The organism is Oceanispirochaeta sp. M1 (assembly GCF_003346715.1).
Taxonomy (GTDB): Bacteria; Spirochaetota; Spirochaetia; order DSM-2461; family DSM-2461; genus Oceanispirochaeta.
This window is the reverse complement of sequence record NZ_QQPQ01000031.1, coordinates 1-17,405: the sequence shown is the minus strand read 5'-3', so window position 1 is coordinate 17,405 and position 17,405 is coordinate 1. Positions and strand designations below refer to the sequence as shown.

14 protein-coding genes are annotated in these 17,405 nt (G+C 39.0%); 6 read left to right on the top strand and 8 right to left on the bottom strand.

The window, feature by feature from the left end; genetic code table 11:
* Window positions 1–17: 17 nt before the first annotated feature.
* From DV872_RS18895 to DV872_RS18865, 7 genes are all read right to left on the bottom strand, one after another.
* Window positions 18–881 (bottom strand): sugar phosphate isomerase/epimerase, encoded by an 864-nt coding sequence (locus DV872_RS18895; protein ID WP_147283211.1) that lies wholly within the window; start codon window positions 879–881, stop codon window positions 18–20.
* Window positions 882–975: 94 nt separating this feature from the next.
* Entirely contained in the window at window positions 976–2,133 is a 1,158-nt protein-coding gene (locus DV872_RS18890; RefSeq protein WP_216664419.1) for an ABC transporter substrate-binding protein, read from the bottom strand.
* 69 nt (window positions 2,134–2,202) lie between these two features.
* A complete protein-coding gene (locus DV872_RS18885) occupies window positions 2,203–3,327 on the bottom strand; it encodes an ABC transporter ATP-binding protein (protein WP_114631518.1) in 1,125 nt (374 codons plus the stop codon).
* 1 nt (window position 3,328) lies between these two features.
* Window positions 3,329–5,167, bottom strand: a complete 1,839-nt coding sequence (locus tag DV872_RS18880; RefSeq protein ID WP_233516439.1) for an iron ABC transporter permease — start codon at window positions 5,165–5,167, stop codon at window positions 3,329–3,331.
* Window positions 5,168–5,203: 36 nt separating this feature from the next.
* On the bottom strand, window positions 5,204–5,896 hold the full coding sequence (locus DV872_RS18875; RefSeq protein ID WP_114631517.1) for a PHP domain-containing protein: 693 nt from the start codon (window positions 5,894–5,896) through the stop codon (window positions 5,204–5,206).
* 49 nt (window positions 5,897–5,945) lie between these two features.
* Window positions 5,946–6,950 (bottom strand): LacI family DNA-binding transcriptional regulator, encoded by a 1,005-nt coding sequence (locus DV872_RS18870; RefSeq protein WP_114631516.1) that lies wholly within the window; start codon window positions 6,948–6,950, stop codon window positions 5,946–5,948.
* Window positions 6,951–7,046: 96 nt separating this feature from the next.
* Window positions 7,047–7,802, bottom strand: coding sequence for an HAD family hydrolase (locus tag DV872_RS18865; RefSeq protein ID WP_114631515.1), 756 nt, complete (start codon window positions 7,800–7,802; stop codon window positions 7,047–7,049).
* A 513-nt stretch (window positions 7,803–8,315) separates the two neighbouring features.
* On the opposite strand from DV872_RS18865, the gene DV872_RS18860 reads away from it, so the two are divergent.
* Both DV872_RS18860 and DV872_RS18855 read left to right on the top strand, forming a co-directional pair.
* Complete coding sequence (locus DV872_RS18860; protein ID WP_114631514.1) at window positions 8,316–9,611, top strand: ABC transporter substrate-binding protein; 1,296 nt, start codon at window positions 8,316–8,318, stop codon at window positions 9,609–9,611.
* A 111-nt stretch (window positions 9,612–9,722) separates the two neighbouring features.
* Window positions 9,723–10,598: a carbohydrate ABC transporter permease gene (locus DV872_RS18855; protein WP_114631513.1), complete on the top strand. Its 876-nt coding sequence runs from the start codon at window positions 9,723–9,725 to the stop codon at window positions 10,596–10,598.
* A 163-nt stretch (window positions 10,599–10,761) separates the two neighbouring features.
* Here DV872_RS18855 and DV872_RS27005 read toward each other — a convergent pair whose 3' ends face one another.
* The gene (locus DV872_RS27005; protein WP_233516441.1) at window positions 10,762–10,947 is read right to left on the bottom strand and encodes a hypothetical protein; all 186 of its coding nucleotides are present in this window, start codon (window positions 10,945–10,947) and stop codon (window positions 10,762–10,764) included.
* On the opposite strand from DV872_RS27005, the gene DV872_RS18850 reads away from it, so the two are divergent.
* The 4 genes from DV872_RS18850 (at window position 10,877) to DV872_RS18835 (ending at window position 17,052) form a co-directional block, all read left to right on the top strand.
* On the top strand, window positions 10,877–11,419 hold the full coding sequence (locus DV872_RS18850; protein ID WP_233516440.1) for a carbohydrate ABC transporter permease: 543 nt from the start codon (window positions 10,877–10,879) through the stop codon (window positions 11,417–11,419). The genes DV872_RS27005 and DV872_RS18850 overlap by 71 nt on opposite strands.
* Window positions 11,420–11,427: 8 nt before the next feature.
* Window positions 11,428–13,599 carry a glycoside hydrolase family 36 protein gene (locus DV872_RS18845; RefSeq protein WP_114631511.1) on the top strand — a complete coding sequence of 724 codons (2,172 nt, stop codon included), beginning with the start codon at window positions 11,428–11,430 and terminating at the stop codon, window positions 13,597–13,599.
* Window positions 13,600–13,786: 187 nt separating this feature from the next.
* Window positions 13,787–15,502 (top strand): sensor histidine kinase, encoded by a 1,716-nt coding sequence (locus DV872_RS18840; RefSeq protein ID WP_147283210.1) that lies wholly within the window; start codon window positions 13,787–13,789, stop codon window positions 15,500–15,502.
* A complete protein-coding gene (locus tag DV872_RS18835; RefSeq protein WP_114631509.1) occupies window positions 15,499–17,052 on the top strand; it encodes a response regulator in 1,554 nt (517 codons plus the stop codon). Before DV872_RS18840 ends, DV872_RS18835 begins: the two co-directional genes overlap by 4 nt.
* Window positions 17,053–17,405: the final 353 nt, after the last annotated feature.

Genomic DNA, 17,405 nt, shown 5'->3' with positions numbered 1-17,405 from the left:
CTCCTCTGTTCATATTATCAGCCAAATATATTGGAAATTCTAGAAACACTCTGTTCAAGAAGACCCTTTTTATTTTCAACATCAATAAATCTGTCAAAGCTCAATTCCAGATTGAATGTCCCCTTATAATTCTTGTCCCGGAGCAATCCTATGAAACGGTCTAGAGGGACAGTCTCGGTAAGGAAGGGCCAATGGGTGGCTCCTCCGGGTCCAAGGTCATGAATATGAGTATGGGTTGTTAGATTCAAAAATTCCTCGGATGGGATAAGGCTGTGATCATTTTTCAGATAATTTGCATAACCGTGCCCCATATCCCAGCAAATCCCCAGGTCATTATTATTAACTGCCTGCCAGACATCAAGAACTGTATCAAAAGAAGTACATGGATCAATGAGACCTTTAACCCTCTGGTTTTCTAGGGAGAAATGATAGTCATGATTCCACCCGACTTCCTTTTTCATTAGTTTCAGAATCATTTTGATTGTTCCTTCACGCATCTCTTCAACGCTGCCGGAGCCCTTCTTTGTTAGCGGATGCAATGCGATAACAATTCTTTTTTGATCTATAGAATGACCGTTCTCAAGGATTTTAAACCAAGGGAATAAATTTGAAATTGACCAGTTATCTGAATCAGGTGGATCTTCACTGTGAATAGTTATGGCAACTCCTGCCTCTCCTAGTAGAGAGAATGCCCGACTCATATCCGTTTCACTCAAAGACTTATGTAGATGACGTAATTCAATGCTGGACACTCCAATTTCATTAAGGAATTTAAGTCCTTCTTCAGGTCTGCCAAGTACTGTTTTAACAACAGCAGCTTCTTTAGTCACACTATTTCCAGTTAAATAATCCCATGGCAGTGAGACCCCAATTGTATTCATTTTTATACCTCAAATTTAAATCTTATTTACTTTCAGAAATTTCTCAGATTACCATTCCGGTTAAACGCCGGAATGGTAATAAAATTACAAAACCCTACTGGAGAGAAAGCCAATAGTTACGAACTGTATCAAGGTTCTGATATGAGTACATCGGATCTCTATCCCATACATTCAGAGTATCCAATGCCTGTGTCTGAATGGTGGGGACATCGGCTCTTGTAGGCCAGGATCCTCTGACATGGAAGGGAGCGAATCCTTCACCCTTACCATCTTTTTCTCCACCCATCCAGCGGATCAGAAGTTTGGCGGCATTGGGATGCTCACTCTTGTCTGCTACAAAGAGAAATGCAGGATCCAGATTACCCATTCGGGGATCCATGGATTCAGATACTCCGATAAGCATATCTTCGTCAGCCTTACGCATCTTGCTTGAAGTAACCAGGCCGATGGGAGGATTAGACTGTCCGGGAGCACCGATTGCATCAATGATGTCTCCGTCAGAAGTGGTGAGAACCAGGTCATTGGCAATGAGGCGTTTGATGAATTCATATCCTGCATTTTCTGTTCCGTTCAGAACCAGTTTTTCACCGAATTCAACTTCATATGCTTTTTCCATCTCTTCATGATAACGAGTCATCGTAAGGAAAAGGTTCATATTTGTGGCTGTATCCAGGGGATTTCTCATCATGATTTTTCCTGAATACTCGGGGCGTGTTAAGTCCCACCAGTTATCTACAGGAGATGCGTCATTGACTTCTGTATTATAAAAAATCTGCTTCATTTCAAAATAGGGGCTGTAAGAGCCGGATTGAAATTCTTCAGGGGCTGTAGCCATCATATCTGCTGGAAGATATTGATGAAGAAGTCCTCTGTCAACAAATTCGATTTGAACAGCGCCAAGTGCATCTTTTACAAAAATAACATCTGCACTACTGATTCCAGCTTCATGCTCTCTCTGATATTTTTCAAGGATTTCGGCTTCACGCATGTCATAAACAACCAGTTCAACACCGGGGTATCGAGTTTCAAAAGCATCCTTTTTTACACGGCTGGACATGGAGTAGATAACAACCTTTCCCTCAGCTTTTGCAAGTTCATAGAGTTCATCATCTGAGATTTCCTGATGAAGCATAACTTCATCCGCCCAACTGACCCCTGTTTCAGACGCAGCCTCTTCCTGGCCAGTGGCACTCAGTCCACTGATTGCATAAACAGTGCACAACAGCATAAATCCAATTCTCTTAACCATCATAATAGTCTCCTTTTCACATGATTATTTTTATCAGGACAGGCTATGATAATCCTGCCCCGATTCTTCGAATTAAACAGCCAGGATCATTAATTCCCCACTCTCACGATTAAAAAGATTCATCTTGTCTTCTTCAAATTTTACCCAGACACTGTCACCGATTTCATATTTCTGCTGGCCGATTTCCTTTGCCATCAGAGTCTGCTTTCCCAGTTCCACTTCAAGAAGTGTTTCTGAACCCGCTGGGAGAATTGAGGATATTGTACAGTTGTAGGAATCCTTTTCTTCTTTCCTTAATACGTGAATATGTTCGGGCCTGACAGCCAGTGTTACATCCTGAACAGGATCAGACTCGGATTTAACAACCCTGCCCTCTACTGCGTTAAGAGCCACTTCTCCAAAATCACAATTGAGACTCCAGGATGTTTTTCCCGAGTCGGAAAGCTTGCTTTCAATGAAATTGATTTTGGGATTTCCGATAAACTCGGCAACCTGCAGAGTTGCTGGATTACTATATACGACATCAGGTGGATCACATTGACTGAGAACACCCTCAAAATAAACAGCAATTTTTGATGACATAGTGAGAGCCTCAACCTGATCGTGGGTAACATAAACGATGGTTGTCTTCAACTCTTTATGAAGACGCTTCAGCTCAGTTCTCATTTCAACACGGAGTTTGGCATCCAGGTTTGAAAGAGGTTCATCCAGAAGCAGAATCTTGGGCTGGGATACGATGGCTCTTGCAATGGCCACACGCTGCTGCTGGCCTCCGGAAAGCTCGGAAGGATATCTTCCGGCATATTCACCAATCCGCATTGTATCCAGAGCCTTTGTTACCAATCTCTGGATTTCCTTCTTGGCGGTCTTCTTTACTGTGAGACCGAAGGCTACATTATCAAAGACCGTCATATGGGGCCAGAGTGCATAGCTCTGAAACACAAGGTTCAGATTTCTTTTTGAGGGAGGAACAAAGAGCCCCGCTTCAGGTTCGGCAACAGACTTACCGTCAATGACCACTGTACCGTACTGCGGATTCTCCAGGCCGGAAATGACCCTGAGAGTGGTTGTTTTTCCACAGCCCGAAGGTCCCAGAAGAGTCATGAATTCCCCTTCTTCAATTGTGAGATCCACATCCTTCAGAACATGGACTTTATCATAATATTTATTGACTTTGCTTAATTCAATGCGACTCATGTCAACCTCCGATTCCTTTTGAAATATCTGCTTTGCCCACTTTCCGGGCGATGGTATTTACTGAAATAATAATAAAAATAATCAATGTCGTAATGGCATTGGAAAACTGTACAAATCCGGACTCTGTATAGGCATAAGTCAGAGTTGTCAGAGTTGCAGTCTTAGGTGTGACCAGGAGCATGATAAGCGCAAGCTCCTTCATACCGCTGATAAAAATAAGCAGGAAGGCGCTGAAAACGCTACCCTTGGAAAGGGGGAGGATGATTTTCTGAAATGTTCGCGTCCAGGAGCTTCCCTCAATCTTGGCAGCCTCTTCAAGTTCGGTGCTGATCTGCAGGATACTGCTTGTTCCCGATCTTACGGCAAAGGGAAGGTATTTCACTACACTGATAATGACCAGCAGCGCAAAGGTTCCATACAGAACCGGTATAAAAAGTTGGGGTTTTGAAAACATGGACAGATAGATTGTACTCAATGCAATGGCAGGAATGAGCATGGGAGTGAAGGATATCTGTTCAATAAATCTTCCGGAAGGTTTCTTCCGTCCACGTGCCACAAGATAACCGAGCACGAGTCCTACCATGGTTGCAAGGAATGACACAATAAAGACAAGTTTCAGTGTATTTATAAGAGCAGCCCAGATTCTCGGATTATTGAAAATCCCTGCTTCTCCCTCGGCTATTGCCGGATTACTATTTCCCACCCAGAAGTGGAGAGTAAAGTTATCCAGACTGTATGTTCCCGGTTTGAGCATGACGCTCTGAAAAACGAGAGTCATCAAAGGAAGAACTACGCCAATAAGTACGAAGAGGATGACAGCCACGGTGACCACAGGTTTCAGTTTCTTAAGTTTGATAAGATTGGTTCTTGTGCTTTTACCACCAATTGTTGTAAAACTCTTTCGTTTTCCGATGGCCCGCTGATTGAAGTAGACCGTCAGACTGGCAACAAGCATCAATACAATCCCCAGGGTAAAAGCCTGAGTCGTCATGCGGTTACGGATATTCGCATATATCATTGTGGACAATGTGTAATAATTCACTTTAAGACCCAGGAATGCGGGGGCACCAAATGATCCCAAAGACTTGGAAAATGTCAGTATAAATGATGAAAGAATAGCCGGTAGCACTAATGGGAATGTAATTCTCCTGAGTATGGTCCACCGTTTCGCTCCTGTAATTTCTGCCATCTCCTCAAGGTCTCCACCGATGGAGTGCAATGCTGCTGATATAAGCAGGAAAGAGAACACAAAATAATGAAGAGAAAGGGAAACCACTATTGGAAAGAAGCCGTAGGAAACCCAGTTGGGAGGGCTAATTCCAAATATCGACTGAAACATCCCCGGATATCCACCGATACGATCATTTTTGAAGATTACCTGCCAGGCCAGAGCCTTGCACCATGAAGGCACCATATAGGCCACAACAAGGATAAAGGACAGGAATTTCTTGTAAGGGATATCTGTCCTTGTGATAAGCCAGGCTAAAACCCCGCCGATCAGAATTGCAAAAAAAGAAACACTCAAACCGATACTCAATGAGTTGAATAAGGGTTTATAGAACATTGCCCGGCTGATGGGTGAGGCAAGTGTTGCCTTCCAGTATCCGAGGGTAAAAGATCCCTCTGTCCCGCCAGTTTTGAATGCTTCCCGATACTGCATCTGGAATGTTGTTGTAAATATCTCCCATAGGGGGAGTGCAATTAAATATACGAGTACGATTATTGAGATCATACTGATCAAATTATTAGGTTGTTTAAGGGTATTTAAAGCCTTGTTTAACCAGCGTTGCGGCTTATTCAGCCCATAGGATTCTCCACCAATTGTGGAATTATTTATCACTTTTTTACCTCCTTATTTTAACAGACACTGTCATGATTAGTGACAATGCGATTCCTGACAAATCAGGTCCTCACACTTTGAAAGATTCAGCGCACGTATAAGTTCCTTTGATGTCTTCACTCTTTTTGATAAACGGATACCTCCTTTTCCCAGATCTTCAGTACGGTGAAAATCCGAACCGGATATTTTTAATAGATTATTTTCTCTAGCTAATTCTGCTGCCATGCTATTACGAGAGTCATGCCTGGGATTGCCGTTACAGATCTCGACACCATCTATAAGACTCAGATTTTCAGAAGGTTTACATCCTTTCCTGAATGGGTGGGCCTGCACTATAAGTGTTTCCGGGGTTCTTTTTACTACTTTATTCAGATATGCCAGATCATGTTCATAAAGCCTGGGATTCTTATAAAGAAAGTCCTCATTAACTCCAAACACTAGAAAGTCATTCCCACTGTCGGTGAACCTTATCTCGAATCCAAGGAACAAATCAAAATCCAGCTTCTCCGCAGCTTTTCTTGCCAATCTGTAGCCTTCAAGAAACTTATCTGTTTTCCCCTTCCAGGAAAGATCTCCCAGTGAAGAAAAATACTCGTGGTGATAGTGATCTGTCAGGACTAAGCCCTGATAGCCTTCAGCTTTATACAGAGCTACAACTTCTTCAGCTTTTACCCCCCCGCAGGGACTGACTTCGGTACAATGGGCATGCAATTCATATAAATAACTCAAGTGTTCCTCTCTACTTAAACGTATAAGTTTAATTTTAAAAAAATAAATGCTATAAAGCTGTTGAATTCCGCAGACAAAGATGGGGATCCAGAATTACGCTTTTTTGTTCAATCTCTGCAGAACTTGTAAGCACTTCATTTATTAGTTTGATAACAGCTTCACCGGTTTCATACTTCGGCTGCCAGACCGTGGAGAGATTAATCATAGGTAAAGAGGAGAAGGGAATATCATCATAACCCATAATCGCCACATCTTCGGGTATTCTTATTCTGTGATTCATCAATACTTCCATTATTCCAATGGCCATAGAGTCATTAAGAGCAAAGATGGCGGTAGGTAATTCGGAGCCTTCATCGATTATTTTCAACATTTCCTCTGAACCGCATTCCCGTCCAAGAGAACCTGTACTGCAAATACGGACTTTTGGCTCTAATTTGTTCTTTTCCATGACACTGACGTAACCGTGTATTCGATCCAATCTGGTCTTTGTTTCATTTTTGTCGCTTATCATCAGTATATTTTTATGTCCCTGTGAAATTAGATGCTCTGTGGCCAGTGAAGCACCTAGAACATTATTGATTCCAACATAATATTTCATTTTATGGTTAACCTTTCCACCAAAATAAACAATTGGAATCTGCCCTCTGACAACTTCTTCCAGATGACTGGTATCATTGCAGATTGGACTGACTATCAGGCCAGCAACCCGGTTCTCCATCATAGTCTGGGCATATTGTTTCTCATTGTCCAGATTTCTGTTCATATCTCCCAGCAATAGTGTGTAACCATATTTAATTGCACTTGCACTTATTCCTTTATAAATGGCCGGATAGATTGGTGTTGAGATATCCGGAATAAGAATTCCAAGGGTTTTGTAATCTCTTTTTACAAGATTTCGTGCTACGGCATTAGGTGTATATCCCATCTCCTTACTTATTCGTTTAATCCTGTCTTTTGTCTTCTGGCCTATATCCGGCTGATCGTTTAGAGCCTTTGATACTGCGGCAACAGAGACGCCTGCCTTCTTTGCAATATCTTTTATAGTAACTCTCACAGTTGTCTCCTTAAACGTTATAGTTATCTTAGCAGGCAGTTTTTAATTTGTCCAATTAATTATTATTTTTTACAATTGACTGTTCTGTTTTTGATTTTACTTCAACAGTGAATATATGATTTCAGGTAATTCTTCCATCGATTCAATATAGTAATCAGGAGTATCACCGGAATCTGTTGTATCATCTGAACTATCTACATATTCGATCTGGACAGTAGCCAGAAATCCTGCATTTCTTGCTCCACTGACATCCTTGGAGGGGCTGTTGCCAACGTAAATACATTCATCCGGCCTGCATTTGAATTGTGCTGCGGCATGATGGAAAATTGAAGAATCAGGTTTTACTTTTCCGAATTCTGCCGAAAGAATGATTTTTGAAAAATACTGCTCTAGATTATACTCTTTCAAGCTCCTTGGAACCTGTGTGTTGCTTATGATATTGCTTATGATTCCGTAATTCAGGGAGGTCGTGCTTAGTAAAATTTCCATTACAGACTTCATTTCCGGACGTACTGATCGTGTATAGCGTCCTCTTTCCAGAATATAAGTTAACTCTTCGGATAAGACTGGATCATATATCTTTTGCAGACAAATACCCGGAAGGATGTAATCATTCCAAAATTCCAGTGTTGATATTTCGACCATGGTCTTTTTTTTCCATAATTTATATTGGGTTGATGCCTTTTTCAGGTGTTCGTAAAAAGTCCCTGCAGTCATTTCCTCCGGTAAGTCGAGCCCATGATCTCTCAGGAGCTTTAAAATCCTTCCCATGGCAGTTAGTGCATCACTATTAATCTCGGGATATAGATCAATAGTACCTCCGAAATCAAAAAAAACTGTTTTTAAACCCATATATCAAACCTCATATTATTTAGATTAGAGACCATCTGAACTTGATTGTTCAAGCACAGGGTAAATAGATATCCTTGGAATAACCAGGAAATATAGAGAATTACTTAATCGTATAAGTTGATTGCGGTTCTGTAAACACATGAGATGGATTTTTACATTTTAATTCATTCCTCAGATATTATTATCATGCCAAATCTTAGGTCATGCTGACAATAAACTACCCCAAAACAGAATTCAACAATGTCACCTTTTTTTTCCAGCATGCTGATTCTATTATTATGCTTTTACTGAAATCCTTATTTCATCTTCTTGAGTTCACCCTCTTTTCATCATCATCAAAAGGTTCATCAGATCGATAAGACAGGAATGCTAAGACTGCTTTGTAATATTCAAATAAAGTCAGAATAATCCATAAAGGTGGTCAGTATTATTTATATACAGTTCAATATCTTGAACCTATATTTAATATATCTGATCAGATTCTTTAAAATCATTTAATCAAGGGAGTATATTATGAAGAAATTTTTAACACTTTCAATAGTTTTTTTGTTCACTATTGGTATGGTTTATGCGAGTGGAAATGCTGATTCCGGCTCTAGCGGTACCTCGGAGAAAGACAATGTTACCCTGACTTTTATCGGTTCACAAAACTGGTTGAATAAAGGCACTACCGTCGATTCGGATCTTAATAAAAAATTCACCGAAGAAACAGGCATTAAAATAGATATGCAGGTTATACCTGATGATCAGTATTCCAATGTTCTGAAAACCAAAATGGTTTCCGGAGAGATTCCCGATATTTTCATGGTAGGAGCAGGAGCGGGAGCATTGAAATATTTTCCTGATGAATATTTTGCAGACCTTTCCGATGAAGCCTGGGTGTACAGATATCAGCAGTATGCCAAACAGGGAACTACTTATCAGGACAAAGTGATGGGTTTTATGACATGGAGTGTTGACGGGTGGGGAATCCTGTACAATACAGAGATGTTTGAAGAGTATAATCTGACACCCCCAAGAACTTTTGAGGAATTCAAAGTTGTTTGCGATACTTTTCAAGCCGATGGGATTGTTCCTGTACATATGCTTGGAAAAGAAGCCTGGTACTGGGGAATCTGGTTCTCCCAGTTTGGGCCTTTGGCGAATGCAGCAGAAGCAGGTCTCTATGATAAGTTGAATTCGAATAAAGCCCGATTTGCTGATGTGAAGTTGTTTGAAACTGCTTTATCTCAGTTTAAAGAGTCTTATGATAATGGATATTTCGGATCCGATGCTCTCTCTAATGCCTGGGATTCCGGTTATGAAGCAATGGGAACAGGCACGTCGCCCATGATTCTCATGTATCAGTCTTACCAGACAGAAGTCGCTGCCAAATATCCTGATTCAGAAGCGGATAAATGGAAAATGTTTCCAATCCCTTTTGCCGGTAATAACATTTATTCTCATTCAGCTGGTGGTATTATGCGTGTCGCCTACAAGGATTCTGAAAATCTGGACAGTGTAAAAGCATACTTTGACTTTCTGTCCCGTACTGATAACCTGGAACTTTTTTATTCAGAAAGAACTGATATACAGGCAAATCCCGCATTTATCGATGTAGCTGCAGTACCTACTGAAGCAGGTAAATCAATGAGTGAGTTTACTGAAGGCAAGTCCGATGTTGAGATGGAGTATGGCATTCTGTACTGGGACAATACACTCTTCGGAAAATATATTCAGGAGCTTATGCTGGATATGAAAACTCCTATACAGGTCTTGGAAGAGATCGATAAAAACAGAGTAAAAATATTCAAAGCCATAGAGGAGTAATCCTTTATAGTCAATCAATAGTTATCTATATCCGGCTGGTTTGAAATCCAGCCGGATAATCAGATTGTAGTTTTTTCAAAATGAAAATCAAAAAAAATAAGGAATGAAAAAATGTACAATTCCAAATTATACCCCAGGGAATTTATCTACCCTGCGTTACTGATTTTTTCTGTATTATTCTTATTTCCCAGTTTAGTTGGAATCTATTATTCTTTTACAAACTGGAATTCAATGAGTGAAAATCTCAAATTTATAGGATTACAGAATTTTAAAGATATTTTTCAGGACTCCAGCAATCTCCTGTTTTTTCGAAATACATTTCTTTATGCGATCTCTACTTCGATTTTAAAGGTCTTGATAGGCTTGTTTCTGGCTCTTTTACTCAATGAGGGTATCAGATCAAGGAATATTTTAAGAGCTGTGTTTTTTTTGCCGGTAATAATATCCAATATAATTGTCGGATTAATGTTTCAGCAGGTATTTCATCCTACGACAGGTATACTTAATCTATTTTTCAAAGCCGTGGGATTCGACTTTTTGGTTAGAGGATGGCTGCAGGATCCAAATCTTGTTATGTGGTCATGTATCAGTGTCGAAGTTTGGAAAGCGGCCGGTTTCAGTATGGCAATATTTCTTGCAGGTCTTCAAAGCATCCCAAAAGAGTTGTATGAAGCATGTGAAATCGACGGTAGCAATTACTGGAATAAACTGATCAGAATAACGGTTCCCTTCCTCCAGTCTTCAATACTGATCAATGTGTTGCTGAGTCTGATTTCAGGTTTTAAAGTTTTTGATGTGATTTATGCCTTGACTAATGGCGGACCCGGAAGGGCATCTGAAGTAATCAATATAACCATATTCAGCCATTTTTCTCTTGGTGATTACGGTTATGGATCTGCTTTGGGAACAATTATGTTTATTTTCATGGCAATAATGTCTATTGGGATTATTAAAATATTTAGAAAGACTGAGGTTGAAACACAATGATAAATACTAAAAAAACAATAAATCTTTCAAAAGAGGGATTGGCCTGGGTTTTAAGTTTTATTATTTTAATTCCCTTAATGATGGTATTGCTGAATTCTGTTAAAGATGTGACAGAATCAGCTACAATGAGTTTGAAACTTCCATCAGAAGTTCATTGGGAAAACTATCTAACTGTTCTTAAAGGAGGCAATATCCTCAGATCTTTTCTGAACAGCCTGTTTATTTCCTCAGCTTCAACAGCTATTACTATTCTCGTATCGGCATTAGCTGCTTTTATATTGGCAAGAAATAAGACAAAAGCTAGTAACTTTGTATATTCAGTATTTTTGTTAGGCCTTGTAGCACCCATTAATTATATTTCTACAATGAAAGTATTGCAGCTCCTGCATTTGATGAATACTTATATGGGAACCTATTTACTTTACTCAGCTCTTTATATCCCTTTTACAATTTTTTTGTATTATGGTTTTGTTTCAACGATTCCGACACAACTGGATGATGCTGCTCTAATAGATGGTTGCGGGCCATTCAGGTTTTTCTATTCAATTATATTTCCCATGTTAAAACCGGTTACAATGACTGCGTTCATAATCAACTTTCTCAATTGCTGGAATGACTTCATAATACCTCTTTATTTCCTTAACTCATCGAGAAAATGGGGAATGATAATGGTTATGTATAATTATTTCGGTCAGTTCAGCAGTTCATGGAATCTTGTAAGTGCTGCGATGATTCTGAATCTTATCCCTGTAGTTCTTGTATATGTTCTGGGCCAGAAATATATCATTTCAGGGATGACGGCAGGAGCTGTTAAAGGATAATTTAATATATGAGTAATTTTAAAGAATTGAAATCCTATCAGACAGGAGATATGGTCATTCACTACTGGATAGATGAAAAAAATATAGTGGGAATGTCAATTAATCCCTCTAAAATAGACCATGAAACTGCTTCAAGGAGAATCAATCTCAACGATGAACATACTGTTAAACCCCTCCATGATGTGTTTAAAGTAGACTTTCCAGCCTGTACCCTGGAGAATCTTGTTCAAATTAAAATTGTTGGTGACATTCATCCTACGGGTTTCTCAGGTGGAACGAGTATGCGCAACAGTGCATCCACAGAAGATCTGAAGTTTAAAAACCAGAATCTAAGTATTGCCGGAGAGAAACATACAATCACGACAGAACTTGAAGACAGAAGAGGTATAAGTGCTTTTCATTATCTCTGTTATTGGCCAAATAGACCATTCATTGAAGTATTCACTGAAATTGTAAACGGTTCTAGGAGTACAATATCATTGGAAATGGTTTCAAGTTTTTCCCTTGGAGGAATCTCTCCTTTTCAACAAGATGAGGCCATCGGAAAATATAATCTCCACCGTTTTTCAAGTACGTGGAGTGCAGAAGGCCGACATGAATCTCTCCCTATCGAATCACTGAATCTGGAAAAATCCTGGAATGGCCATGGAGTGAGAAGTCTCCGTTTCGGACAGATAGGTTCCATGCCTGTCAAACATTATTTTCCCTTTGCAGCTCTTGAAGATAAACAATATGAGGTTTTCTGGGGGGCACAGATTGCTCATCCCGGGTCATGGCAACTGGAGGTATATCGGAAAACAGATATGCTGAACATGAGCGGAGGTCTTGCTGACAGGGAGTTTGGACACTGGAAAAAAGACCTTCAGCCGGGAAGCTCGCTTGAAACTCCCAAAGCAATTCTTTCCTGCTGTCTGGGTGATATTCAGAATCTGACCGAAAGAATGGTCCGATACCAGGAATTCATCCATCCTCCGAGGCCTGAATCTGAAGAGGATCTACCTATTATATTTAATGACTGGTGTACTACCTGGGGTTATCCCAGTGAAAAAAACATACTGAAGCTGGCTGATCGGTTGGAAAATTCAGAAGTCAAATACCTGGTTATGGACGATGGCTGGTTTAATGACAGACCCGGTGTTCAGCAGGGCCTTGGCGATTGGCAGATATCAGAGACAATCTATCCGAATGGTTTTGCTAATCTCTGCGATACATTGCGAGAAAAAGGGTTTACTCCTGGAGTGTGGTTTGAACTTGAGTGCTGCACTGAAGGTTCCCTTATGTTTGATAATACCGAACATCTTATTCATCGGGACGGGAAAGTTCTACAATACGGTACCAGGCGTTTTCTTGATTTCAGAGATCCTTGGGTCCACGAATATCTTTATGAAAAAGTCATACTGATGCTGAAAGAGAACAAGATACTCTATATAAAAACTGACTATAACGATTCCATTGGCTTAGGCTGTGACAGCCCGGACTCACTGGGTGAAGGTTTAAGAGAGCATCTCTCTGCAGTTCAGGATTTTTACAGAAGGATGCGGCTGGAAATTCCAGAATTGGTTGTCGAGATATGCTCATCCGGAGGACACCGCCTGGAACCGTCATGGATGGCATTGAGCAGTATGGGAGGATTTTCCGATTCTCATGAAGGTTTAGACATACCAATTATTGCAGCAAACACTCAAATGATGATTCCTGCCCGTCAAAACCAGGTCTGGGCTGTTTTGAGAGAAGAAGACTCGCTGTCCCGGCTTCATTATTCTCTTTCGGCAACATTTTTCGGCCGCATGTGCCTTTCCGGAGACATACATGAATTGAATAAGCCTCAGATGGATACTGTCAAAAAAGCAATGAAAATGTATCAAGATGTAAAGGGGGCTATCAGGGAAGGATTTTCAAGACGATATGGCACTACTTTGTTGAGTTACACTCATCCCACAGGTTATCAGGCTATTGTTAGAACAAATGACAAGAAGGACGAAGCTTTCGTTGTTGTTCATTCATTCAGGAACTCTCCATCAGCCGTGTCTGTACCTCTTGAAGCAGAGAACTGGGAAATTGCAGGATTTTACATGGAAAAACATCTGTCAGTGTCTGCTGATAAGAATGCCCTGTTCATCAGTGGATTAAAAGATTTTAACGGACTTATTGTTTCTCTGAAATCCAAAAATCATGTATAAATAACAAGGGGAATCATAGACATTCTATTTTTTAATATTACTCAACAAGTGAGTTTTCAACAGGAATAAGGAGGTCATTCTGTTCAAACCCAGAAGTATACTCTCTAAACTCTTTCTAAGTTATTCAATTCTTATATTGATTGTAATAATCATATTTGTTGTCTCTTATTACCTGAAAGTATCATCCTTGATTGAAGAGAAAGCTTCCGAATCATTTTTACAATACTCCTTCAGTATTACTGACAGGATCGATTCAGAAATACAGGATCTGGATTCAATAGCCTTAAAACTTATATCCTCTAAAGACCTCAAAGAATTATTTTTCAGTGATGATATATCATTTTCTAAAGAACTGCAGAAAAAGTGGGATATAACTGATTTGTTATTTTCCATATCCGGACCATCCCTTGATTTCTTTCAGATAAATCTTTTTAATCTGAAAAATGGCGATTATGTCAAATTTGGTAAAATTTACGATACATTTTCCGGCAATAAAGAATACCTGAACTCTATTCCATGGGTTTTATCAACAATTGAGATGAATGGAAAAAGATTGTTAACATCTCCCCATCCTGATGAAATGGAAAGTCCCGAGATTATTGTCATCTCTGTCAGTAGGGCTTTTTCAGAAGTCTTCGGTGCAAAACTGGATAGTATCATTGAAGTTCAGCAGAGTTATGATCTCTTTTTTAACTATATTGAAAAAATGATTCCTCCGGCAGACGAGGAGGGAAAACTAAAAGTCTATATTTTTGACAGCTTTGGTAAGCTAGTGTATCCCTATCAGGACAGTACCGGCAAATTCAATGATTCTTTGGATATTTATTGGAGCAATCTTGCCTCCAGAGATGAACAGCTGGGGTCATTCCGAATGGACAATGGTTTCAGAAAAGAGAAGGATATTGTTTCATTTTCCCGTTCTGAGCAGACTGGATGGACTGTCGTTGTGGTAGAGTCTGAAGGGGAATTATTAAAGCCATTGGGAACGTTCCGGAATAACCTTATACAACTCGGTATTTTAATCCTAATAATTACAATGTTCCTAACCTATTTTGTGTCCCGCGGACTGACGGTTCCAATAAAAAAAATGAGAAACTCAATAAATAATTTAAGTTTGCAGGCTTTGGATCTTAAATCGGATAAAAGTGAGAATCTCAATGAGCTGGAAGAACTGAATGATGCTTTTATGAAAATGTGTCTTAGACTGAAAGAATCTCTCGAGGAGGTTGTTGCTGCCAGATCCCATGAGACCAGAGCCCAATTGTACGCTCTTCAGGCACAGATGAATCCCCACTTTCTCTATAATATCCTATCCATAATCAGTATAAAAGCTGAACAAAGCAATCAATTGGAAATTCATGAAATGTGCAGCAATCTTTCACAGATGATGAGATATATCGGTAATGAAAGTCCCAAGCCTGTAAGTCTTTCAGAGGAGATCCAGTACATGATAAAGTACCTTAATCTGATGAAAATCCGATATATGAATCAGTTTGAGTACGAAATCAATATTCGTGGTGAGATTGAAGGAATCTCAGTACCTAGAATGATAATTCAACCAATAGTCGAAAACTGCTTCAAATATGCCTTTGACATCAAACCTATGTGGAAAATAGATGTGACCGGTGAGGTTGATGATAATTTCTGGAAGATCTCAATAAGAGATAATGGTCCGGGATTTGATAAATCGGAACTGAATCGGATTCAACAGCAGATTAGAGACACAGAGTACAAATATTTTGATGATAATGCAGAAAAGAACAGTATAGGATTGATGAATATTTATTATCGCCTAAAACTTCTCTATGGAGAAAATGCTGTCTTTGAGATTTCAAATATGAGTGAGAAAGGGGCCACTGTCACAGTTGGCGGATTGCGGACTTCAAAAAAGGCAGCAGTATGAGTAATCATGAGTATTTTACGGTAGTAGTTGCAGAAGACGAACAGATTATACTTGAAGATGTCATAGATAAAATTAGAAAAACAGAAAGTTGTTTTAAGATAGTGGCTTCGACTATGAATGGAGAAGATGCTTTTGAAGCAGTCTCTCGGCATCAGCCGGACATTCTTTTTACTGATATCAAAATGCCTATCTTCGATGGCCTGGAGCTTATCAGAAAAGTTAAAGAACATAATCCTGATATTTATATCGTCATATTGAGTGGTTACAATGATTTCTCATATGCTCAACAGGCGATTCTGTACAATGTTAAAAGCTATCTCCTCAAGCCTTTGCGCATAGAAGATTTAAAAGAAACAATAAGTGATATCAAAGATAAATTGCGGGAAAAAAGAAATATCATAGATAAAAAATATATAGCAGAATCTATTCGTGGAATTAAAAGAGATCATTTCGGAATATCTTCCCTACCGGATCAGTCATTCTCTATTTTCCACATATGCTTGGGAAATCTCTATAATAATGTACCCGAATTATTGGATACGAATCTATACGATGCTTATTGGGCGGAAATTGATTGGGCCGAAATAATCGATAATTTTTTTAATATCAATCTTAAATGGTGGATATTAGATGATAAATTGCTTAACAGAAAAATATTGGTAATTTCATTAGATGATCCAAGCACTTATACTGTAGCTTCTTTTATGAATGCATTACTTAAAGACATCTCTCAAAATCTGAATCGTTCTGTACAAGTAACCATATGCAGCGACGAAAAAGTTGTCAATTTTTCCGAGTTAAAAGAATCCTCAGGCAGAATCAATAAACTTCTCATAGGAAACCTTATGCTATTCCACTCTGCAGTAATTGGGTTAAGGGAAAAAGATTCCGTTAATGCTCAAATTTCTTTTGATTCTTCCATTAAAAATATTATTGAAAAGGCTCTCTGCTTAAATAATATTCAAATATTAAATCTTGAGATAAGGAAAATCTTTGATCTATGGTCAATCGGAAAGTGCACGCAGAAGCATATTCAAAAAGAATTATTAAAAATTATTAAACAAGTTATCGATATATCAGGGTGTAGGGATATAGAAACCATTGAAGCTTCCGAGTCTTCTACGTATCGATTTATTGCTCTTTCAGAGAGCATGGAACTGCTTTGTGTTCAATTTTTAGAAATGATCCAAGTTTATCTTAAACCATCACTGAAATACTCTCATGTATCAAATTCTTTGTTTCCAAAAATTGAAAAATACCTTCAAGATAATTTTACAGAACCAATAAATGTGTCTTTTCTCTCAGATAAATTCAATTATGACTCTTCCCACATCATCAGGTCGTTTAAAAAGAACAGCGGCTTAACGCCTATACAATATCTGATCAATCTAAGAATAGAGAAATCTAAAGAGTTAATGACTGAAAACCGCTTACTGAGCTTTAAGGTTATTTCGCAAATTGTAGGATATGAAGATCAGAATTACTTTTCAAGAATATTTAAAAAAGTCACTGGTATGAATCCTTCAGAGTACAGAGAGTCACTGGATTAAATACCAGGTAAAACTGATAGAGATTGTCACTGAAATTTTACAATCTACTATTCGTCTGCAAGTTTGAATTTCAATAATTACGGCTTCGGCTGATAAAAGCCCCCGGTACTATATTGAAGAAAACCTGTTCTCTTGGAAAAAAAGTGAAAGAAAGAGTATTCATCGTTGAACTTTAATTCTGCAGCGATTTCTATCATACGCTACAAGATCACTTCTGCAACTGCTACCCTATAGTTCAAGATAGTTGTCACAGTATTTAATACGGAGGACAACATATTGAGTAAGTATAGTACAGGATTTCGAAACAGCATTTTACGGAAAGTACTTCCCCCTGAAAGTAGACCTATTGCCCA